Origin of the sequence: Streptomyces lacaronensis (assembly GCF_047337785.1) — a bacterium.
Classification (GTDB): Bacteria; Actinomycetota; Actinomycetes; order Streptomycetales; family Streptomycetaceae; genus Streptomyces; species Streptomyces lycopersici.
This window is the reverse complement of sequence record NZ_JBLHDK010000003.1, coordinates 5,642,181-5,662,676: the sequence shown is the minus strand read 5'-3', so window position 1 is coordinate 5,662,676 and position 20,496 is coordinate 5,642,181. Positions and strand designations below refer to the sequence as shown.

26 protein-coding genes and 2 tRNA genes are annotated in these 20,496 nt (G+C 72.0%); 23 read left to right on the top strand and 5 right to left on the bottom strand.

Going from position 1 to position 20,496, the window contains the following annotated elements; translation table 11 throughout:
- Positions 1-43 precede the first annotated feature (43 nt).
- From ACMTAK_RS24455 to ACMTAK_RS24445, 3 genes are all read right to left on the bottom strand, one after another.
- Positions 44-865: a DUF1684 domain-containing protein gene (locus ACMTAK_RS24455; protein WP_413808200.1), complete on the bottom strand. Its 822-nt coding sequence runs from the start codon at positions 863-865 to the stop codon at positions 44-46.
- A gap of 198 nt (positions 866-1,063) precedes the next feature.
- Positions 1,064-1,139: transfer RNA gene (locus ACMTAK_RS24450), tRNA-Glu, on the bottom strand.
- A gap of 81 nt (positions 1,140-1,220) precedes the next feature.
- Positions 1,221-2,846 carry a metallophosphoesterase family protein gene (locus ACMTAK_RS24445; protein ID WP_413808199.1) on the bottom strand — a complete coding sequence of 542 codons (1,626 nt, stop codon included), beginning with the start codon at positions 2,844-2,846 and terminating at the stop codon, positions 1,221-1,223.
- A 186-nt stretch (positions 2,847-3,032) separates the two neighbouring features.
- On the opposite strand from ACMTAK_RS24445, the gene ACMTAK_RS24440 reads away from it, so the two are divergent.
- The 5 genes from ACMTAK_RS24440 (at position 3,033) to ACMTAK_RS24420 (ending at position 7,950) form a co-directional block, all read left to right on the top strand.
- Positions 3,033-3,383, top strand: a complete 351-nt coding sequence (locus ACMTAK_RS24440) for a metallopeptidase family protein (protein WP_413808198.1) — start codon at positions 3,033-3,035, stop codon at positions 3,381-3,383.
- A 305-nt stretch (positions 3,384-3,688) separates the two neighbouring features.
- A complete protein-coding gene (locus ACMTAK_RS24435) occupies positions 3,689-4,180 on the top strand; it encodes a hypothetical protein (RefSeq protein WP_413808197.1) in 492 nt (163 codons plus the stop codon).
- Between the two features lie 271 nt (positions 4,181-4,451).
- Positions 4,452-6,854 carry a DEAD/DEAH box helicase gene (locus ACMTAK_RS24430; protein ID WP_413808196.1) on the top strand — a complete coding sequence of 801 codons (2,403 nt, stop codon included), beginning with the start codon at positions 4,452-4,454 and terminating at the stop codon, positions 6,852-6,854.
- A 108-nt stretch (positions 6,855-6,962) separates the two neighbouring features.
- A tRNA-Lys gene (locus ACMTAK_RS24425) sits at positions 6,963-7,035 on the top strand.
- A 726-nt stretch (positions 7,036-7,761) separates the two neighbouring features.
- A complete protein-coding gene (locus ACMTAK_RS24420; RefSeq protein WP_413808195.1) occupies positions 7,762-7,950 on the top strand; it encodes a hypothetical protein in 189 nt (62 codons plus the stop codon).
- Between the two features lie 383 nt (positions 7,951-8,333).
- Here ACMTAK_RS24420 and ACMTAK_RS24415 read toward each other — a convergent pair whose 3' ends face one another.
- Both ACMTAK_RS24415 and ACMTAK_RS24410 read right to left on the bottom strand, forming a co-directional pair.
- Positions 8,334-9,467, bottom strand: a complete 1,134-nt coding sequence (locus ACMTAK_RS24415; protein WP_413808194.1) for a hypothetical protein — start codon at positions 9,465-9,467, stop codon at positions 8,334-8,336.
- A gap of 102 nt (positions 9,468-9,569) precedes the next feature.
- Positions 9,570-10,025, bottom strand: coding sequence for a helix-turn-helix domain-containing protein (locus ACMTAK_RS24410; RefSeq protein ID WP_413808193.1), 456 nt, complete (start codon positions 10,023-10,025; stop codon positions 9,570-9,572).
- 146 nt (positions 10,026-10,171) lie between these two features.
- Here ACMTAK_RS24410 and ACMTAK_RS24405 point away from each other — a divergent pair, with 146 nt between their 5' ends.
- The 18 genes from ACMTAK_RS24405 to ACMTAK_RS24320 all read left to right on the top strand — a co-directional run bounded on the left by ACMTAK_RS24405 (position 10,172) and on the right by ACMTAK_RS24320 (position 20,481).
- Positions 10,172-10,492 (top strand): helix-turn-helix transcriptional regulator, encoded by a 321-nt coding sequence (locus ACMTAK_RS24405; protein ID WP_413808192.1) that lies wholly within the window; start codon positions 10,172-10,174, stop codon positions 10,490-10,492.
- Positions 10,493-10,687: 195 nt separating this feature from the next.
- On the top strand, positions 10,688-11,011 hold the full coding sequence (locus tag ACMTAK_RS24400) for a hypothetical protein (protein WP_413808191.1): 324 nt from the start codon (positions 10,688-10,690) through the stop codon (positions 11,009-11,011).
- Positions 11,008-11,163, top strand: a complete 156-nt coding sequence (locus ACMTAK_RS24395) for a hypothetical protein (protein WP_413808190.1) — start codon at positions 11,008-11,010, stop codon at positions 11,161-11,163. Before ACMTAK_RS24400 ends, ACMTAK_RS24395 begins: the two co-directional genes overlap by 4 nt.
- 77 nt (positions 11,164-11,240) lie before the next feature.
- Entirely contained in the window at positions 11,241-11,972 is a 732-nt protein-coding gene (locus ACMTAK_RS24390) for a hypothetical protein (protein WP_413808189.1), read from the top strand.
- Positions 11,969-13,042: a YqaJ viral recombinase family nuclease gene (locus ACMTAK_RS24385; RefSeq protein ID WP_413808188.1), complete on the top strand. Its 1,074-nt coding sequence runs from the start codon at positions 11,969-11,971 to the stop codon at positions 13,040-13,042. Before ACMTAK_RS24390 ends, ACMTAK_RS24385 begins: the two co-directional genes overlap by 4 nt.
- A 3-nt stretch (positions 13,043-13,045) precedes the next feature.
- On the top strand, positions 13,046-14,077 hold the full coding sequence (locus tag ACMTAK_RS24380) for a recombinase RecT (RefSeq protein ID WP_413808187.1): 1,032 nt from the start codon (positions 13,046-13,048) through the stop codon (positions 14,075-14,077).
- Positions 14,074-14,817, top strand: coding sequence for an exonuclease domain-containing protein (locus ACMTAK_RS24375; protein ID WP_413808186.1), 744 nt, complete (start codon positions 14,074-14,076; stop codon positions 14,815-14,817). The genes ACMTAK_RS24380 and ACMTAK_RS24375 overlap by 4 nt, the downstream gene beginning before the upstream one ends.
- Positions 14,814-15,227, top strand: a complete 414-nt coding sequence (locus ACMTAK_RS24370) for a hypothetical protein (protein ID WP_413808185.1) — start codon at positions 14,814-14,816, stop codon at positions 15,225-15,227. The genes ACMTAK_RS24375 and ACMTAK_RS24370 overlap by 4 nt, the downstream gene beginning before the upstream one ends.
- Positions 15,224-15,928 carry a hypothetical protein gene (locus tag ACMTAK_RS24365; protein ID WP_413808184.1) on the top strand — a complete coding sequence of 235 codons (705 nt, stop codon included), beginning with the start codon at positions 15,224-15,226 and terminating at the stop codon, positions 15,926-15,928. Before ACMTAK_RS24370 ends, ACMTAK_RS24365 begins: the two co-directional genes overlap by 4 nt.
- Complete coding sequence (locus tag ACMTAK_RS24360; protein ID WP_413808183.1) at positions 15,921-16,571, top strand: RusA family crossover junction endodeoxyribonuclease; 651 nt, start codon at positions 15,921-15,923, stop codon at positions 16,569-16,571. The genes ACMTAK_RS24365 and ACMTAK_RS24360 overlap by 8 nt, the downstream gene beginning before the upstream one ends.
- Positions 16,568-16,867: a hypothetical protein gene (locus ACMTAK_RS24355; RefSeq protein ID WP_413808182.1), complete on the top strand. Its 300-nt coding sequence runs from the start codon at positions 16,568-16,570 to the stop codon at positions 16,865-16,867. Before ACMTAK_RS24360 ends, ACMTAK_RS24355 begins: the two co-directional genes overlap by 4 nt.
- A complete protein-coding gene (locus tag ACMTAK_RS24350) occupies positions 16,867-17,241 on the top strand; it encodes a WhiB family transcriptional regulator (RefSeq protein WP_413808181.1) in 375 nt (124 codons plus the stop codon). The genes ACMTAK_RS24355 and ACMTAK_RS24350 overlap by 1 nt, the downstream gene beginning before the upstream one ends.
- A gap of 204 nt (positions 17,242-17,445) precedes the next feature.
- Positions 17,446-17,679, top strand: coding sequence for a helix-turn-helix domain-containing protein (locus tag ACMTAK_RS24345; RefSeq protein ID WP_413808180.1), 234 nt, complete (start codon positions 17,446-17,448; stop codon positions 17,677-17,679).
- Between the two features lie 97 nt (positions 17,680-17,776).
- On the top strand, positions 17,777-17,923 hold the full coding sequence (locus tag ACMTAK_RS24340; protein ID WP_413808179.1) for a hypothetical protein: 147 nt from the start codon (positions 17,777-17,779) through the stop codon (positions 17,921-17,923).
- Positions 17,924-18,011: 88 nt separating this feature from the next.
- Positions 18,012-18,419 (top strand): hypothetical protein, encoded by a 408-nt coding sequence (locus ACMTAK_RS24335; RefSeq protein ID WP_413808178.1) that lies wholly within the window; start codon positions 18,012-18,014, stop codon positions 18,417-18,419.
- Between the two features lie 151 nt (positions 18,420-18,570).
- Positions 18,571-19,824, top strand: a complete 1,254-nt coding sequence (locus tag ACMTAK_RS24330; RefSeq protein ID WP_413808177.1) for a helix-turn-helix domain-containing protein — start codon at positions 18,571-18,573, stop codon at positions 19,822-19,824.
- Positions 19,821-20,252, top strand: coding sequence for a hypothetical protein (locus ACMTAK_RS24325; protein WP_413808176.1), 432 nt, complete (start codon positions 19,821-19,823; stop codon positions 20,250-20,252). Before ACMTAK_RS24330 ends, ACMTAK_RS24325 begins: the two co-directional genes overlap by 4 nt.
- The gene (locus tag ACMTAK_RS24320; protein WP_413808175.1) at positions 20,245-20,481 is read left to right on the top strand and encodes a hypothetical protein; all 237 of its coding nucleotides are present in this window, start codon (positions 20,245-20,247) and stop codon (positions 20,479-20,481) included. Before ACMTAK_RS24325 ends, ACMTAK_RS24320 begins: the two co-directional genes overlap by 8 nt.
- Positions 20,482-20,496 lie beyond the last annotated feature (15 nt).

Sequence of the window (20,496 nt, the reverse complement as noted above, 5' to 3'; positions counted from 1 at the left end):
GAGCGGCGGGGCGCGGTCGGAGTTCTGTCCGTCCCGGCCCGGATCAGGGGCGGCCGCCGCGTTCCAGGGGGATCTTTTCGCCCGCCTCGATCGCGACCGGCAGCCGGTTCTCGGTGGGCGGCAGGGGGCAGGTCGCGAGGTCGGTGTAGGCGCAGGGGAGGTTGGTGGCGCGGTTGAAGTCGAGGGTGACGCGGCCGGTCTCGTCGGGGGCGTCGATCTGGAGGGAGCGGTTCGCGGCGTATGTGGTCACCCCCGAGGTGGTGTCGGTGAGGAGCACCATCAGGGCACCGGGCCGCTTGCCGTTGAAGGCGGTGAGCCGGAACGTTTCGCCGTCCAGCTCGAACTCGACCTGTCCGGGTGCGTCGTAGACGTGCTCAAGACCCTCCGCCACGGCGCCCACGGTGATCGCGCGCGGCTCGTCGAAGGGGAGGTAGCGGCCGGGGCGGACCCAGCGGGGGTCGGGGGCGTAGGCGGGGGTGCGGGTGAAGTCGGTGCGGAGGGGGTTGCCGGGGTGGCGGGGGCGGACGATGTCGTGGCCGCCGCGCTTGGCGATCTCGATCACCGCGTCGCCGTACCCCGCGTACAGGCTGGCCCGCTCGGCGATCGCCCCGAAGACGTACCGCCCGTGCACCGCCGTGCCGTCGATCGTCAGCCCCTCGCCGTCGGCGAGCTCGACCACCACGCCCTCCGGGCCGCTGGACCAGGCCCCGGGGGCGTCCTCGAAGCGGGTCGGCTCCGGGCTCAGCCAGCGCAGGCTGGTGATCGCGAGAAATCCATGGGGGTCGGCGAGCGCCTGCTCATGGGTGCGGTGCCAGCGCTCCCACTCCTGCGCGAAGCTCACCCGGTCGACGTCCTGGACGGTCATCTGCGCTCCCTAGCGTGGGGCCTGCGGCGGGTCCGGTGCCGTTGCGTATGTTCAACCGCGTGGCGGAGGGAGGCATTCCGGGAGCTGCGGGGCTGCGGGGGCCGCGGGAGCTACGAGAGCTACGGGAGTCGTTGTGCGGCGCCGCCATGAAAAAAGTCACCGGCAGGTACGTTCCGACCTGCGGTGACTCAAAGAAGGTGGTGCCCCCAACGGGATTCGAACCCGTGCTACCGCCTTGAAAGGGCGGCGTCCTGGGCCACTAGACGATGAGGGCCGATGGCCCACCTGGGCGCCTTGCGGCGCTTTCGGGGACGCGAGAAGCATATGGGATGCCGGTGAGGTTCGCCAAAACGGTTTACGGAGTGGGGGACGTCGGTGTCGCGCCCGGCCGGTTCTCGGCCGGCAGATGTCGGCTGACCTCGGCCTTCGCCAGGCCCAGACCGCCCAGATCGATCTCGTCCCACGCCTGGAGCCGTCGCGTGTCCCGGTCCAGATAGAGGACCGACGCCTGCACCGTGTCCGGTGTGCCGTCGTCCACCGCGCGCAGTCCGCTGCCGCCCGTCGACCCCTCGGTCATCAGCCGGGTGCCGCCGGGGAGCACCTCCGTACGGCGGTGATGGACATGACCGGTGAGGGCGAGCGGCACGGTGCCGTCGGTCTCGCGGGCGGCGATCGGGTTGTGGGCGAGGGCGATGTCGACCGGGGCGCCGGCGGCCTTGCGGTCCCGGATCGCCTCGGCGAGCTGCCGTCCGGCGCTGTGCTCGGCCGCGTCACCGGCGGCCGCGGCGGAGCGGTCGGGGGTGAAATGCGGATCTCCGATGCCCGCGATCCGCAGCCCGGCGACGGTGACCACCTCGCCGTTGTCCGCGACATGCGCCCCCTTGCGCTTGGCGAGGTAGCGCTGGGTCGACGCCGAGTCATGGTTGCCGCGCACCCAGACATAGGGGGCGCCGAGGTCGGAGACGGGGTCGAGGAAGCCGTTCTCGGCGGAGGTGCCGTGGTCCATCGTGTCGCCGGTGTCGATGATCACGTTGACCTTGTACTGCCGCACCAGCGACTGCACGATGTGCCACGCGGCCGGATTGAGATGGACGTCCGAGATGTGCAGCACCCGCATGGTGGTCGGATCGGGCTGGTACGCGGGGAGCGTCGAGGTCGCCTCGTAGAGCTGGGTGACATTGGTCACCAGCCGGGCCAACTCCCGCTGATAGACGTCGAAGTCGGTCACGATGCTGCGCGCGTTGCCCACCACCGAGGGGGCGCTGGACAGCAGCCCGGAGTAGCGCGGCTCCAGTACGGAATTCGGATTCCACGTGGCGTAGACGGCACCGCCGGAGGCGGTCAGCAGTGTGAGCGCGAGCCCTCCGGCGGCCAGCGCCCGGCGGGGGCGGCGGTAGACCGCCAGGCCCAGCGCGGTGGCGCCGAAGACCACGGCGACGCAGGAGCGGACCGCGAGGCCGAGGGTGCCGCGGGTGATGTCGCTCGCGACCTCGTCCTGGAGCCCGGAGAGCCGCTCGGGGTGGTCGACAAGGGCTTGGGACCGTATGGGGTCGAGCCGGTCCACGTCCACGTCCAGGCGGAGCGGGGCGTGGTGGCTGTTCAGCTCGAGCGCGCCCAGCGGGGCCACGTTGATCTTGGTGCCGCCGGTGAGGGACGGCCGCAGCGCCATCCGCGTGTCCATCGGGCCCACGGAGATGTGGACGCTGCCGACCACCAGCAGCCCGATCCAGGCGCCGAGGACGGTCACGGCGGCCAGCCCGGCGGCGCGGACGAGGGGGCCGGCGGGCGCGGTGGGATCGAGCGCCGTGGGGTCGAAGGAGGCGGCGGGGGAGGGGGTGTGCGAGGGGCGGCGGAAGCGGCGGAGAGAAGCGCGGCGGAGGCTGCGGAGAGAAGCGCGGCGGAAGCGGCGAAGAGGGAAGGCGGCCGCGGTGCCCGCGCGCTGAGCGGTGGCACGGAGCAGCCGGAGCGGTTCGCGGGCCATTGGTCCCGTATGCCCGTCCGCACGGGGGCGTATGCCTGGGCGGCGCCGGGGCGGGTCGGCGCCGGGTGGCGGTGCGCCTGGGTGGGGCGGCGCCGGGGGCGGTGCGCCGGGCGGCCGGAGACGTCCGGCGCGGATAGCTCGGCGCCGACGGCTCCTTTCCGGGCCCGGCTGCCCGACAATGGCCTGGTGTTGGAGATGACGCGCGAGGAGTTCGAGGAACTGGTCGCCGAGGCGCTGGACCGGATCCCACCGGAGCTGACACGGCTCATGGACAACGTCGCCGTGTTCGTGGAGGACGAGCCACCGACGGACGATCCCGAGCTGCTCGGGCTCTACGAGGGGACGCCGCTCACCGACCGGGGTGAGTGGTACGCGGGCGTCCTGCCGGACCGGATCACCGTCTACCGGGGGCCGACGCTGCGGCTGAGCGAGACGCGGGAGGACGTCGTCCAGGAGACCGAGGTGACCGTGGTCCACGAGATCGCGCACCACTTCGGGATCGACGACGCGCGGCTGCACACGCTGGGGTACGGCTGATCGCGTCCGGCGCCCCCGGGCCCGCTGGGCCGCGCCCATATCCGTCCCGGCCCCCGCCCACACCCGCCCCCGCCTACGACCGACGCCGGACGCGCGGTCTACGCGACGGGCCGGGTCCGCACCGCATGCGTGTCCTGGGCGGGGTGGGGCCAGTTGAGCAGGGCGTCACATCCCTGCCGTCTGGAGGTGTCCCGCGCATGCCCGGATCCCCATCCCCCGTGCCCGGATCCCCCGCTCCTCGCACCCCCCGGTCCTCCCGTTCCCCCCGGTCCCCCTGGCCCTCCCGGCGCGCGCCCCGTGCCGCCGTGCGCGGGGCGGCGGTCGCGGCGCTCGTGGCCGTCGCCCTGGCGCTGGGCGGCTGTATGAGCATCTCCGACGACCCCGAGCGGCCGGACAAACACCGCGGCTCCCACCAGAAGGGCGAGGGGGCGGACACGGGCGGCGCCGTGGTGCGGTCGGACGGCAGGGGGCGGCCGTACGCCGACTCCGACCGGGACGAGAAGGACGGGAAGGGCAAGAAGGGCGAGAAGGGGAAGAAGAAGGACGGCGAGGACCGGTCGGCCTCGGCCTCCGCGACCGACCCCGGGGCCGAGCCCTCGGCCCCGCCCGGCAAGAAGGGCGCCCCGCACCACCGCCCGGCCCCTTCCGCCCCGCCGCAGCCGGGCGGCGCCACCACGTCCGACGCACCGCCCGCGCCCCGGCCGTCGAGCCCGCCGCCGAGCGCACCGGACCCGAAGCCGACCGCTCCCGAGCCCCCGACCGCGCCCGCCTCCCCTTCGGACCAGCCCGCGGGATGAGCCCGCTGGACCCGCGGGACAGGGCCGCGGGATCAGCCCGCGGGATGGGGCCCAGCCGTCGCCGGCCAGCGCGGATGGAGCGAATTTGCCCTTGAGGGGTGAAGGTGCGTATGGTGGTAGATCGTTTGATCCCATTTGCCCGGCGCCCCGTAGAAGTGCGCCGCGAGGCGCGTTCCTTGCCATCCCGTGGCTGACCGCATAGAGGCGGTCGTTTGCGACAACACACGGAGTTTGGGCGCGTGCCGAGACTCCGGAAGGTTTCGCATTTCGCATGTCCGTTTCCACTGACCACGCCGTCATGCCCGCTCACGAAGAGCCGAACGAGCCGACCGCTCCGAACGAGCCGAGCGAGCTGACGGCTCCGAGCGAGCCGAGCGAGCTCACCGCTCCGAGCGAGCCGAACGAGCTCACCGCTCCGAGCGAGCCGGTTGAGCTGACCGCCCCGGCCGAGCCGTTCGAGCCGTCGGAGCAGGACGAGCAAGCCGCCACGGAAGCCCCCAACACCCCTAAGGCGCCCGACATCACATTCGCCGACCTCGGCCTCACCGAGCAGATCGTCCGCAAGCTGGCGCAGAACGGCGTCACCACGCCCTTCCCGATCCAGGCCGCGACCATCCCCGACGCCCTCGCCGGACGCGACATCCTCGGCCGCGGCCGTACCGGCTCCGGCAAGACCCTCTCGTTCGGCCTCCCGCTGCTGACCACGCTGGCCGGCGGCCACACCGAGAAGAAGCGTCCCCGTGGGCTGATCCTCACCCCGACCCGCGAGCTCGCGATGCAGGTGAGCGACGCGCTGCAGCCGTACGGCGATGTTCTCGGCCTCAAGCTCAAGGTCGTCTGCGGCGGCACCTCGATGGGCAATCAGATCTACGCGCTGGAGCGCGGCGTGGACATCCTGGTCGCCACCCCGGGGCGGCTGCGCGACATCATCGAGCGCGGTGCCGCGTCCCTGGACAAGGTCCAGATCGCGGTCCTCGACGAGGCAGACCAGATGGCCGACATGGGCTTCCTGCCCGAGGTCACCGAGATCCTGGACCTGGTGCCGCAGGGCGGGCAGCGGCTGCTGTTCTCCGCGACGCTCGAGAACGAGATCGACAGCCTCGTCAAGCGCTACCTGGTCGACCCGGTCACCCACGAGGTGGACCCGTCCGCGGGCGCCGTCTCGACCATGACCCACCATGTGCTGATCGTGAAGCCGAAGGACAAGGCGCCGGTCACCGCCGCCATCGCGGCGCGCAAGGGCCGCACGATCATCTTCGTCCGCACCCAGCTCGGCTGCGACCGGGTCGCCGAGCAGCTGTGCGACGCGGGCGTACGCGCCGACGCGCTGCACGGCGGCATGACGCAGGGCGCGCGCACCCGCACCCTGGCCGACTTCAAGGACGGGTACGTCAATGTGCTCGTCGCCACGGACGTCGCCGCGCGCGGTATCCACGTCGATGGCATCGACCTGGTGCTGAACGTGGACCCGGCCGGTGACCACAAGGACTATCTGCACCGCTCCGGCCGTACGGCACGGGCGGGCCAGAGCGGCACCGTCGTCTCGCTGGCCCTGCCGCACCAGCGCCGTCAGATCTTCCGGCTGATGGAGGACGCGGGCGTCGACGCCTCGCGCCACATCGTCGGCGGCGGCGGAGCCTTCGACGAGGACGTGGCCCAGATCACGGGCGCGCGTTCACTCACCGAGGTGCAGGCGGATGCGGCTTCGAACGCGGCCAAGCAGGCCGAGCGCGAGGCGCAGGACCTCACCCGGGAGCTGGAGCGGGCGCAGCGGCGCGCGGCAGAGCTGCGCGAGGAGGCCGACCGGCTGTCCGCGCGGGTGGCGCGCGAGCGCGGCGAGACCGTGACACCGGCGGAGTCCGCGACCGAGGCCGGGGCGGAGACGGTGACCGAGGCCGCCACCGTGACGCTGCCCGCGCAGCGTACGGCGGAGCCCGCGACCGTGCCCGCCGTGAAGGGCGCGGGGGCCGAGGCCGTCGAGGGCGCGGGTGCCGGCGAGGCGCCGCGCCGCTCCTCGTACGACCGCCGGGACAACGACCGGAGCCGGGACGACCGGGGTGGCCGTTCCTTCGAGCGCCGGGACGGCGACCGGGACCGCGGCTTCAACCGCGACCGGCGCGACGACCGCCGCGACGACCGTGGCGGCTTCAACCGCCGGGACGACCGGGGTGGCCGTTCGTACGACCGCCGGGACGGCGACCGGGACCGCGGCTTCAACCGCGACCGGCGCGACGACCGACGGGATGACCGTCGCGACGACCGCTTCGGCCGCGACCGGGACCGGGACCGCCGGGACAACGACCGTGGCTTCGGCCGGGACCGCCGTGACGACCGCTCGTTCGGCCGCGACCGCAGGGACGACCGTGGCGGCTTCAACCGCCGTGACGACCGTGGCGGCAGCCGTCCGTACGAGCGCCGCGACGACCGTGGCCTCGGCCGTGACCGCCGGGACAACAACGACCGTGGTGGCCGCTCCTTCGAGCGCCGCGACCACAACCACCGTGGCGGGGACCGTCCGTTCAACCGGGACCGTCGCGACGACCGTCCGGCCCGCCGTGACGACCACCGGGGCGGTGCCACCGGCGGCGGCCGTTCGTACGAGCGCTCCCACAGCTCGCACGACCGCTCCTTCGACCGCCGTGCCGACAAGCCGCGCTGGAAGCGCAACGGCTGATCGGGCCGTGCTGGAGGCCGTGCAACACCGCGCTGTTGCACGGCCTTTCGCTCCCGGAGGGTATTGGCTCGGGTGTTGGCCCCTCGCCGAGCTATGCTGCGGGGGTGCGGGTCATTAGCTCAATTGGCAGAGCAGTGGACTTTTAATCCAAGGGTTGTGGGTTCGAGTCCCACACGGCCTACCGTTCGACCCCTGGTCAGACGCCATCTGACCGGGGGTCGAAGTCATTTCAAGATCATTAGCTCCACCGAAGCTCCACCGAGTGCACGCAACGCCGGGTGTCCGGGGTGGCGTTGGGAACGGCGAAGGGCCCCCGGTTTCCCGGGGGCCCTTCCCTCGTTACCTCCTGGCGTTGTGGCCGGGGACGGCGTAGGTAACAGTGCTCCCTCACGGGGACCTCCTGGCCGAGGAGCGGAGCTGGGAGTTAGCGCTTATCCAGTAGACATAGCTCAATGAGCGGCGGCACGGAGATGCACAGGAGGCTGTCGCCCTCCTGGCCGCCGGTCGGCTCGGGCTCCGGCGGGGTCGGCGGCTGTTCAGGCGTCGGCGTGCTCGGGGCCGGGGTTAAGGGGCCCTCCGTGCTGCTGGGGGCGGAGCCTCCCGGTTCCTGGTCCCTCCGGGGTCCGCTGGTGCTCGGTGCTGGCTCCTCCCGGGTGCGGTCGTCCAGTCCGGGCACGGATAGGAGAGGGAGGGTGGGGAGGCCGGAGGGCTCTCCTCCACGCGTCGGCCCGGGGTCTCGCGGCGGGGAGGTGGGGCCAGGAGCGGGTGGGGAGCTCCGCGTCTGCCCCGGCCCGGGAGAAGTGGGCGCGGCGCCGTTGTTGCTCGTGTCGCCGTTGGACGTGATGTAGAGGGCGGCGGCTCCAACGGCGGTGGCTACGGTCGTCGTGGCCGTGATGGTGAAAGCGCGGTGGCTCCGGACCGCGTTGCGGATGCGGTCCGCGAGGGCCGTGACCGCGGCGACGGCGCCGCTACCCATGAACAGCGAAAGGTGACGCTTACGGCGGATCGGCCCGTGGCCCCCGTCGTCATCGTCGTCATCGTCGTCATGAGAGACAGAAACGCCGCCGGTGAGGGCTGCGATCTGCTGGGCGGCTAACTGTGCGCGGAGCTCAGTTATCTGGTCCCGGTTCTTCTTGTATCCCTTGTAGAGCAGAACGATCGCAAGGAGTGCGGCCCCCAGACACATGGCCATAAAGGCCAGCACCAGGTCTGTCACGAAATCCCCCTTGACATGCAGATTCCGACGTAACGTGCGTGATTCGTTGCGGGGGGCGACAAACCTTAATGATGCAACCGATCGTGACACACGCGTGACATGAGCTAACCGGCGTGTCGCGAAAGCGCGTCCCCGAGGATGTCGCGGGGGCGCCTGGGGCCGTTCGCCCCGGGGAGATGTGACGGGGGCACAGCACAAAGGGCCCCCGCGTGGCGGAGGCCCCTTCCGTGCTGTGCCCCCGGGGGGAGAGGGAACCGAGTGTTCTACCCGAGTGCGACCGCGACGTCTCGTGTCTCGATGTGCCATCCGATCGGCACCCGCCAGGAGGGGACGCATAGAGTCCAGCTCCCCTCTGTGCTCTCTCCGGGCTGGAGGGGCACCGGGAGCTCGCGGGTCTGCGTGATCGTCTTCCAGTCTCCACCGAGCGGGCCGAGGATATGCGTCCCGAAGGTGACCGTGCCTGACGTCACCGGTGAGCCGCCCGTGTTGTGGAAGCCGAGGGTGACGTCTTCGCACCAGCGCTTGTCCGTGGCCTTACGGACGGGCGTGCCGACCGTGAGTTGAGCGGGCCCCGTAGGCGACGGGTCTCCCGGCTGCTCAGGTGCCTGTGGCGGCTGATCAGTAGTCGGGGGGTTCGGCTGGCCCGGGGGCGACGGGTCTCCTGGCTGCTCAGGTGCCTGTGGCGGCTGATCAGGAGTCGGGGCGTTCGGCTGATCCGTGGGCGGAGTTGACCCGTCCTCAGCACCGTCCCCACCGTCGTCCTCGCCGGGCGCGGCGGTCTGGCCGCTGGAGCTCGGCTCAGTCGCCCCGGAGGGAGAGCGCTCCCGCGTGCCGCTGGCGCCGGGTATGTGGGTGGTGTTGGTCGACAGGGCGGAGCCGACTCCTGTGTCCTCGGCGCCGAAGCCCTCCGAATCAATGGAGCGGCCGGAGCTGCCGGGCGTTGGGCGCTCAGGGGCGGAGGCAACCTTGTCGGAGCGGCCTTCCTTGCTGGAGTCCCCGGAGTCCCCGGAGTCCCCGGCCGGGGCCATGTAGAGCGCGGCGGCGGTGCCCACGGTGGCTACGGTGGCCACGGCGGTGGTGGCCAGGGTGCGGTGGTCGCGCCAGAGGCGGCGGAGGCGATCACCGAGGGAGGCGAAAGCGGCGATGACGCTACCGCCGATGTAGAGCGCCAGATGGCGCTTCCGGCGGACCGGCTCCTCTTGCTCGGCGGTGTCTTGAATTTCGAGTTCTGGGATCGGGCCGCTGCCTGTGAGGGCGGCGATCTGCTGGGTGGCGATCTGGGCCTGTAGCTGTGTGAGCTGTGCCCTGTGCGTTTTCCACCCGCGGTAGAGCAGAACGATGGCCAGGGTTGCGGCCCCTAATAATGCAGCCATTAAGGCCAGCACGAGGTCAGTCACGGAGAGTCCCCTAGACGTGATGCGGTGACATACCGTGAATCCTCAGTTACTGGCGGGAAAGTACCAAGTCTTGATCGAATTCGTGACCTTACTGTGATTGAACTATCCGGCTTGGCGCTCATGCCCCTTCGAGGGTTGTGCGGGCGCCGGATTCTCGCGGGTGAGACGTCGAATTACCTCTTGTTGGGCCTCCGGCGGGAGGGCCGCCATGATCGCGTAAACGGCGTCCACGGGCGGGGTGTACGCGGCCGGCGGTGCCTTTGAGGCGTCCGGAGTGATCTCCTCCAGAGCCTTCGCGGCGTCCTGGCGGCCGACGCGGGCCAGCTCCTCCGCGCTGACGTCGACAACCTGTGCCATGCGTGCCAGCGTCTCCGGTGGCCCCTTGACGGCGATGGCTTCACCGCTGACGGACTGGTATCCGTCTTTGATCTGACGCCATCGGGCGTCGCTGAGCCCGGCCCTGCGGGCGGCCTCCCGGATGGAAAGACGTGCCCTCTTGCGGGCCGCTTCGATGAGCGCGGCCTCGCGTGGGGGCTCCGGTCGCGTGCTCTTAATCATGTCCGCAGCTTCGCAGACTACGCGCTAGTTGGCTAGCGCCCCCGGCGTATGGGGGTGCGTCAAGCGCTCTTATGCGTAACTTCGCACTCCTACGCAACTAGCGAGAAGTAGTTGCTCTACGCGCTAGTTCGCGCTAGCTTTCAATCATGACTGACCCGCAAAAGCGCAGGCGAAAGCGGCGTCCCCGGGGTGCTCCGCTGGATCACTCGCCGGAAGGCGTCGCGTTCGCCCGCGAAGCCGCCAGCAAAACGAAGCGCGCTTTGGCCGAAGCCCTCCGGATCAGTGAGCAGCTGATGTGCGACATAGAGGCCGGGCGGCGCAACGCGCCCCCGGACCTCTTGGAGCGGATGGCCGCGGAGCTGAACTGCCCGGTGGTCGTCCTCCAGGCGAAGCCGGAGCCCAGCGCAAATCTGGCGCGGATCGGTCCCGCTCATCCCGCGCATGACGCGAATCCGCCGGCGGCCTGACGGGGGCCGGTGCGTCCGCCGGGCGGAGATTGCCCCTCACGCCCGGACGGACACCACGCACCACCCCGCGGCGGCGGCTCGGCCGTCCGGACCAGGCCCGGTCCTCGACGGCCACTCACCAGACACCTCAACCGTGAATCGAGGTAACCGATGGCGGCCAACTGTAGTCACCCGGCGCCCGTGGTGGCGCCCGCTGTGGCACTCACCGAGCTGTTCGCCACACACCCGGAGCTCACCCCGGAGGCCTCCGGCCTGACGTGGACCTTGACCCCCGCCGGCGTCATCCACGCAGAGACGCGGGACGCGGCGGACGGCGGCCGGGCCGTAGACCAGTGCGCGAAGGTCATGGGCGCAACGCCCGTGCGCGCCTCCGTTCTCCACGGCCCGGACCGTGTGATCCTCGCGGAGCTCGCCGCCGTCTGGCACGGCGTCCCCGTGCAGGTGTGGGAGACCTACCGGGCCCCGGAGGCGCCGCGCCCGCTCGGCGCGCTGGTCGTCCTCAACGGGGGCGGCCGGTGAGCCCGTTTGAGGACTTCCTCCTCCGGCTCCTCGGGGCCGTCCTCTTCATCACCCTGGTGGCGTCGGCCGTCATCGTCCGGCGCCTGGCCGATCGGGACGTGCGCCAGGCCCTCTCCGCCCTTCCCCGCCAGGGCCGCGGAGGTGAGCTGTGAGGGGCGCCGTCAAATCCGTCCACCGCACCCGCGTTGACCACGCAGCCGTTGCGGCGGCGGCCCGCACTGAGCCCGGCATGTGGGTGCGCGCGGCCCTGTACGCCTCCCTGGCGAGCGCGGACAGCGCGGCCCGGCGCGTGCCGCTCGCGGAGCGGATGCCCAACTACGAGCCCGCCGCCGCGTTCGAGGCGTACGCCGTGACCACCACGGAGGGGCCCGTCCTGTGGGTGCGGTGCGTGGAGGGCGGGACGTTCCCGCCGATCCCGGACCGGATGGGCGTCCGTATCCCGGCGGGCACCGGTCCAGGGCTCGGGGAGGTCGGTGTCCTCACCGTCTCCGTCCTCCCGTACTGCCAGACCTGCGGCGGCCCGCGCGGGTGGGACCGCGTCCAGCCGGTGGAGATGCGCCTCCAGGACGTCACGGTGGTGGTGGACCGGTGGGCCAACCCGTGCGGCCACCCGGACGTGTACGCGGACGTCTTGGAGGAGGCCCGCCGGACCCCGCCCGCCGTGGATCCGGCCGCCTCGCGCGGCATGGGCCACCACGTGGCGGACCCGGCCCGCGCCGGGGAGTTCCAGGCCGCGGTGGAGCTGGTCCTCAAGGCCGCCGCCAACACCCGCGGGATGCACGCGAAGCAGGCCGCCGCGCTCCTCCGGCTCCGCGGCCAGCAGGAGGCCGCCGGTCTCGTGGAGAACAAGCTCCGCGCCGAGCGTGGCCACCTCTCCGCGAAGCAGGCCGCCCACTTCCTCACCGTGGAGGGCGCCTCCCGCCGCTCCGCGAGCAACACCCGCCAGGAGGCGAACGCATGAGCATCACCCTGACCGCCCCGGCGCCGGGAGACCTGGTGGCCCCCACGGCGCGCCTGGTCCTCCCGGCCGGGGACCTCAATGACCCGACGTACCGCGAGCGGTGGGGGATGGTCCGGCGCCTCGGGATCGGCGGCTCCGACGTCGCCGCCATCGTCGGCCTGGACAAGTACCGCGGGCCCCGGCACGTGTACGAGGAGAAGCACGGCCGGGAGATCACCCGGGACAACGAGGCAATGGAGATCGGGCGGGAGATCGAGGACTTCATCGCCCGCCTGTTCTCCAAGAGGTCCGGCGTCCCCATCGCCACCCCGCCCGGCACCCTCGCCCACGTTGACCACGCGTGGGCCATGGTCAACATCGACCGCTACGCCCTGTGGGACCCGGAGACGGGCGCGGTGGCCGGGCCGGTCGAGTGCAAGAACCGGTCTGAGTACCAGTTGGAGGAGTGGGAGTCCGAGGACGGCCCGCCGGACGCCCCCGCCCTCCAGTGCCATTGGGGCATGGCCGTGGGCGGGTTCGACATCGGCTATGTGGCCGCGCTGGTCGGCGGCAACAAACTCCGCTGGCACCAGGTGAACCGTGATGAGGAGATGATCGGCCACCTCCTGGACTACTGCGGGAGGTGGTACCAGCGCCACATCGTGGAGGGTTTCCCGCCGCCGGTGGACGGCCTGGAGGCCACTAAAGACCTCTTGGGCCGCCTCTACAAGGTGAATCCAGAGGCCATCGCGGAGGTGGACCTCCGCAAGGCGAAGGAGCTCCGCGCGCAGCGCGCCGATCTGGACGCCCAAATCAAGGCCCTCTCCAAGCAGAAGGCCGCCGTAGAGAACGAGATGCGGGACCTCGCCGGACACGCGGAGGTCGTCCGGGTCGGGGCCGCCACGGCCTGGACCTGGAAGCAGAACGGAAACCTCAACGAGGCCGACCTCCGGGCCAACTACCCGGACGTGGTGGCGAAGTGCACGAAGACGTTTCAGGCCCTGGACCTGGACCTCCTCAAGGCCGAGCACGCGGACGCCTACAACGCGTGCCGTGGCCGCCGCCTCGTCATCCCGAAGAAGGAGCTGTAACCCATGGCGCTCACCACTCTCCGGGACCGCGTCCTGGCGAACATCACGGAGGCGCCCGCCACGCGCGGGCGCCCCGCCCCCACCTCCTCCACCGTGGAGGAGGACACCGCGGCGGTGCCGGCCACCTTGGGGGAGGCCGCCGCGGAGGACGAGGTCCAGGAGTCGGCGGACGCCGTCATGGGCTGGCTCCGCCGGTATGAGGGACACCTCACGGATGCCCTCCCGAGCCACATTGGGCCGGGCGCGTTCCTGGCGGCCGTGCGCGCGGTCCTCCCGGAGCTCCGCTCCTGCAACCCGGCGAGCATCCTCCAGGCCACCATCACCGCGGCCCGGTTCGGGCTGGTGCCGGACGGCCGGGAGGCCGTCATCACGAACGAGTTCGGCCGGGCCGTGATGATCCCGACGTACCGCGGCTACATCGCGCTCATGCACCGCTCCGGCCAGGTGGCGTCCGTCCGGGTCGGCATGGTCTACGAGGGCGACGAGTACACCTACGAGCCGTCCGCGCCGTCCCCGCTGGACTTCACGCACCGGCAGGACCCGGCCCGGACGGAGAAGGACCGCGGCGCGCCCCGCTTCGCCTACGCCTTCGCCTGGTTCACCAGCGGCCACCGCTCGCAGGTGGTCACCGTCAACCGGGAGGAGGCGGAGGCGATCCGGGACGAGCACTCCCGGGCGTACATGGAGGCGGAGGTCTCCGGCAAGCGGGACTCGTTCTGGCACACGCACTTTGACGCGATGTGGTGGAAGTCGGCGGCGCGGCAGCTCGAAAAGGTGGTGCCGCTCTCGGCGGAGGTCCGCGCCCTGGTGGAGGCGGACCGGGCCGGGGAGGAGGGCCGGGTCCAGGTCCTCCACACCCCGGACCCGGAGGCCGCCGCCCTGGAGGCGGAGGCCGACGCGGCCGGGGAGTCGGCGGAGGCCTCGCAGGATCAGGCTCCGCCCGCCCTCCCGCGCAAGCGATCCGGGCTCAAGCGGAACCAGCCACGCCGCACTTCACGGAAGGCCCGTAAGGGCCGTGCGGGGAGGCGGTCATGAGCCCGTCCCAACTCAACTGGCCATACCACCGGCTATCGGGGTTCGACCTGGAGACCACCAGTACGGACCCGCACGAAGCCCGGATCGTCACCGGCTCCGTCGTCCAGTACGGCGGCGGCCGGCCGACCACCGGGCGGACCTGGCTCTCCGACGTCGGCGGGGCGGAGATCCCAACCGACGCGACCCGGATTCACGGATACACCACCGAGGCGGCCCGCTCTGCGGGCCGCCCGGCCTCCGTGGTGGTCGAGGAGATCACCGCGGAGCTCGCGGCCGCCGTGGAGGAGGGCCGCCCGCTGGTCGTCATGAACGCCACCTATGACCTCACCGTCCTGGACCGGGAGGCCCGCCGGTACGGCGTCACGCCGCTATTCGACCGCGTCTCTCCGGCCGTCCTGGACCCGTACGTGATGGACCGGCACGTGAGGCAGTTCCGGCGCGGCGGGCGGACTCTGGCGGACCTGTGCCGCCACTACGTGGTGCCGCTGGAGGGCGCGCACAGCTCGGAGGCGGACGCCACCGCGGCGTGCGCCCTGGTGCGGAAGATAGGTCTCCGGTACCGGAGCCTCGGCCGTCTCTCCGTGGCTCAGCTCCACCGGGAACAGGTGGGGTGGGCACGGGAGCAGAACGAAAGCCTCCGGGACTACTTCGCGCGGACGCCCGGTAAAGAGGCGTGGGCGCGGGACGTCCGGCTGGAGTGGCCGCTCCTGCCGTTCCGGGAGCCGGTGAGCACCCGGTGACCCGCGTCGTCATAGGCAGCTCCGTCCTGGCCGTGTGCCTGGCCGTCCTGGTGGCCGCGGTGTGGCTGCTGTGGCTGTCCGGCCACGGCCGCCACCGGCGCCCGCGGCGCGCCCCGGCCCCGGCCCGGGCACTCCTGGTGACAACGAGCGCCCCGGAGCTCCCGCACGGCACGGAGGCCGCGCTCGTCCAGACCACTCCGGAGCCCTCCGTCCTCCCGCTCCAGCCAGAGGTGGAGGACCAGGAGGAGGCCGGTGGCCCGGACTCGGACACGGTGTACCTCCTCGCGGCTGACCGCGCCGACTTCGCCCACTGCCCGGCCGAGGGGCGCCGTACGCCCCACTTCCTCCACAGCGACGGCAGCCGTACGTGCTGCGAGTGCGAGACTGAAACGGCAGGTGACCAGACGTGACAACCTCCGTCACCCTCGAACCCTTCGGCCCTGAATACCTCCAGCCCGCGCAGGATGAATGCCCGCACTGCCTGTGCTGCTCCGCGGCCTTGTGCCGGAAGGGCCGCGCCAACGTGCTGGAGTGCGCAGGCTGCACCCACGCCGATACCCGGGCCACGGTGTCCGGATGCCCGTGCTCGGCGGCCACCACGGAGGGCACCGCGGCGTGGCGGGCCGGAATGGTGACCGCCACCCTCCAGGCCGTGGAGCTCCCGCTCCCGGACCCCATAGAGGCCGTCCTCCGCTCCCTGGCCGCCGGTGAGACCGACGTGGACGCCCCTCACGGCTTCCTGTTCGCGCTTCGGCTCCGCCAGTTCGTCCAGACCCGTGGTGACCTACTGGCCGTCACCGACCTCGGCCGGGCCTACCTGGCCGCGCGGGACGGCCGCCGAGTCCTCGCCCGGGCACGAGTGGCGACGGTCGACACGGAGGCCAACACCGCCCGCGTCCTGGTGGACCTATGCCGGCCGGACCAGTCCGTGACCGTGCTCCTGGACCAGCTCGCCAGTGTCACCGGCCTGGAGCCCTTTGAGCTCCCCGGCCTGGAGCTGGACGTGACCGCCAACCCGGACGCGGAGCGCCAGGAGGACATCGTCCTCACCGGCATCCGCCGGCGGCCCGCGCTGCCGTTGCCGGACGGAGAGGGGCCCGGCGGTGATTGAGGTCCCGTTGTGGGAGCAGGAGGCCACGGCCGTCGAGGAGACCACCGCGGCCCCGGCAGTGGAGGAGGCCGCGGCTCTGGGCGAGGCCTCCGTCCTCCTGGACGAGGTGTCCGGGGAGGACCCGGCGGAGCCGGGCGTTCTCGAGGTCCCGGTGTTCGAGGTCACCGTGTACGGGGCGCCGGCGCCGCAGGGCAGCAAGAGCCCGAAGCGGAACAAGCACACCAACCGTATCCACCTGGTGGAGTCGTCCAAGTACGTCAAGCCCTGGCGGGATGACGTAGTGGCCGCCTCGCTCCAGGCCCGCGGGCGCGGTTGGAGGCCGGTCACCGGGCCCCTGGCCGCGGAGATGGTGTTCACGCTCACCCGGCCGAAGACGCATTTCGGGACGGGTCGCAACGCTGAGCGGGTCCGGCCGTCCGCGCCGCCGCTCCCGGCCGGGGTGCCGGACCTCTCCAAGTTGGCGCGCTCGACGGAGGACGCGCTCACCACGGCCGGGATCTACCGGGATGACGCGCTGGTGGTCGAGTACCGGCGGCTGATGAAGCGCTACCACACCGACCACGGCCGGATGCCGGACGTGATGGAGGTGTCCGGGTGCGTGATCCGCCTATGGCCCGTCGAGCCGGAGCGGGCGGAGGGGTGAGCGCCGTGGACGTCCTGGTGATGGTGGGGCCGGTGATAAGCGCGCTGGAGGCCTTCCCGGTGTGGGGGCCGGTCCTCTTCCTGGTGGCCGTCGCTCTACTCACCGAGGCCGCCCGGGTGACGTGGGGGACGGACGCGGAGGACACGTGCCGGGACGCCGTCCCCCCTGTCCCCACTGTCCTCGCGGTGGAGGACAGCAGGGAGGACGCGGGGGAGGACACCCTCGCCCCCCGTCGCGTGACCTGCGGGGACACCGATCCCCGGGTGTCCCACTGGCCGGGGACAGGGGGCGGGTGATGGCACGACACGGACGGAGCCGGTACGCGCCGGACACCCTCCCGCGGCCGGCGCACTGGTCGAAAGACGGCGCGTGCCTGGACGCCGATCCGGACCTCTTCCACCCGGAGGGAGAGGCCGGCGTGGTCCTCATGGTGACCGCGGAAGCCAAGACCTGGTGCGCGCGGTGCGCGGTGCAGGAGCGGTGCCTCGCGGACTCCCTGGCCCGTAACGAGCCCTTCGGCGTGTGGGGTGGCCTGGATGAGAAGGAGCGGCGCCTCCTCCTCCGCCGCAGCCGGGAGCGCGAGCGGGCCGCCCGCCGTCGTGCCGAGCGGAAGCGGGAGGAGGCGGCGGATGCCACCGCGGCGGAAGCGGCCGAAGCTCCAGCCGCCTGAGCTCCCCAAGATCCCGGGAGGGCTCCTGGACTGGCGGTACGGCCACTGGTCCGACGTCCGGGCGCAGTGCCGGTACTGCCCGGACATGACCAACCTTCGCGACATGTACGGGCGGCCCTCGCACAAAACGTGCGCGGAGGAGGCCGCCCGCCGGTGGGTGGAGGCGGAGCAACAGCGATATGAGAACGAGAGGTTGAGCCAGCAATGAGCACCGAGGTACAGCACGGTTCCCCCCGGGTCGGGATGACGTACCAGCCCCGCATCAAGGGCGCGGAGCGGAAGGCCCTCGCGTCCAGTCTCGGCCGGGACTACCACGCCGGCGCGACGATCCGGGCTCTGGCCGCGGAGCGGTCCATGTCGTACGGCACGGTGCGGAAACTCCTCCTGGAGGCGAAGGTTCAGCTTCGCGGGCGCGGCGGACGGGTGGCCCGGCCATGAGCAATCGCGGACCACGCTCATGCGCCCAGCCGTTCGGGCTCCTCACGGCTGGCCTCTTCCCCCCAAGCCGTACGGCCCGCTGTAAGGCGGTGCGGTGATGGAGCGCTTCATCTACGGCCTGGTGGCCGGCGGCGCGGCCGGTGTCCTGGTGTACGCCGTGGAGCCGGTACGGGACTGGTGGTACATGGCCGCGCTCGTGGTGGCCTTCGTCTTCTGGTTCGGCCGGCTCCCTGACGTCTTCTGACGTTCCCACCGGGCCAGGGCCTCCAGAGACATCGACGCCGAGGCCTGGCCCGCCCTCTCTTGCCTGACCCCTTCCCCTGGAGACCGTTGTGTCCGCTCCCCGTCCGCACCCCGTCCGGTACTTCCACGGCGGTGTCCCCGGCCTGGCCCCTGGCGGCCTCCTCCTCCCGCCGGAGATGACCGGCACGGAGTGGACGCTCACCGCGGACGTCCTCGACATGGGCGGCGTGGCGCGGCGGGACCGGGTGTACGTGACGACCGGGCGGGAGGTGGCCCGCGTCTACGCCGCGCTCTTTCCGGACGGCGCGCTCTACGAGGTGGAGCCGGTGGGGGAGCTGGTGGCGGATGCGGACTGCCTGGTCCCGGGGGTGTCGTTCGAGGTGCCGGCGGCCCGGGTGGTGCGGGTGGTGGACCCGGTGGTCCTGGCCCGGGCGCGGCCGTTCGAGGCATGGCTCCGCAAGCTCGACCGCGCGACGGATGAGACGGGGGCGGCGTGACCCGTTCCTGTGCGGCTTTTAACTGCGTGACAGTGCAGCTTGACTTTGCAAACTCACCTTGCCAAGGTGTTGATCTCGGGCGGGGCGCCCCGGCAAACGGCGACCCGGCCGGACCCGCACTGATCTGCACTGATGGAAGGTGGACCGCCGCATGAGCCACGAAGCGGTCACGTGGGCCATGGACGACGCGCCCATGCTGCGCACCGAAAAAGGGCGACCGGACACCACAGCCCGGGGCGTCCTCCAGGCCCTCGCTGAGCACGCCGACAAGCGGGGCCGCAACGCCCGCCCGTCCGTGGTCAAACTCCGGTACCGCACCGGCTATGACCGACGCACCGTGCAGCGGGCACTTCGCCGCCTGGAGGACGCCGAGCTCATCAAGGCCACCGGCAAGCACCACGAGAACACCGTGTACGCCCTGGCCCTCCACCTGACGCGCCCCGCCTCGGACTGGGCGGAGCTCCTGGAAGAGGAGGAGCAGCACAAGGAGGCGGCGAAGGAGCGGCAGCGGAAGGCCCGCGCGAAGCGCGCCGCCGCGGCGGCCGTCACGAACACGGACGCCGTGACCGTCACGGACTCTGACGACGTGACGGAGAGCGGTGTCACGGACTCTGCCGACGTACGTCACACATCCGAAGTGCGTGACGTCACGCAGTCTGAGTGCGGACGTCACGCACTCAGTGCCGCCGTAACCGTCATTGAACCGTCCACTCAACCGTCCGGAACCTCTGGTGACGGCCGCAGGCCTACTACCGGTAGTGGGGGCGCGAGCGCGGGCGGCTCCGCCGCGGCAGCAAAAGCGGACCCGGCGGACGATGGAGTGGAGGCGGCGGCCATCGGGGTAGTGCTCGGGCTCCTCCCGGGCCGTCTGCGGAACCAGCTCCCCACCCCGGTGCCGCGGGCCGTCCAGGACGCCATCCGGACCGAGCTCGCCCGTGGCCTGACCGCGGACCAGCTTGTGACCCGCGTGGACCGCCGCTGGTGGAACCACGGTTACGAGGCGGACACGGAGTCCGCGGACGGCCCCGGCATCCTCCGTCCGGTGGGCGTGGCCATCGCCCTGGTGCGCCGCGGCAACTGCCCCTCCATCCGGTGTGATGACGGCCGGGACCTGGACACCGGCGACCGCTGCCGCACCTGTGAGCGGGAGGCCGAAGACCGCAAGCAGCGCCGTGCGGCTGCTCAGCGGCCTGTTCAGGGCACGATCCTGGTCCCGGTGCCCTCCGGCCCGGCCGACGCCGCCCCGGCTGCTCAGACACCCCCTCAGCGATCTTCACAGGGATTGGTCCTGCGGGAGTGTGAGGGCCCCTGCGGGCGGATGCGCCGCACAGTCCCGGCCCCGGCCCCGGCCGGGATGTGCCTCCCCTGCCGCACCGCCGCCGCGGGTGAGGCGGTGAACGCGTGAACCTCACCATGCTCCAGGACCTCCGCACCGCCCTGACCGAGCTCCACGGCTACGAGGACCGCCTCAACGCCCGGGACGCCACGCCACAGTTCCTCCAGGAGCTGGACCAGGGCCTCACCCTGGCCCGCCGACTGGTCGCCGCGGTCGGGAACCTTCCGGTGACCAACTGCCGGGAGCACCCGGACGGCCCGGTGGACGGCGAGGCCGGCGGATGCCTCCTGTGCAACACCCGCAACCGCGCGGCCTCCGCCGCCACACCCGCGGACGTGCCCATGGAAACAGTGCTCTCCGCCATCGAGGAGCACGGCCACCACGAGGCCGTACGCCGCTACGGTCCCCGCCCCGTCACCCGCGCCCTGGCCACCGTCGGCCGAGGCACCACCACCAACCGCCCGTTGAAGTACCGCCGGGAGGCCGCCGGTGAGTGAGCCCATGACCCCGGACCCCGGGTTCCAGCTCGACCCGGGCCGCCTGGAGGAGATCCGTCTCCTCCCCGCCCGGCTCACCACCGGACTCCCCGAGGAGGACGGCGAGGTCCGGGAGCTCCTGGCCGATGTCCGTACGGCCCTCCTGGAACTCCTGGCGGACCGGGAGGACCTGGTCCGCGCCCATGCCGAGGCCTCGGAAGAACTGGCCGGCTGGCTCGGCGCCATCTGACGCACCACCCGAGAG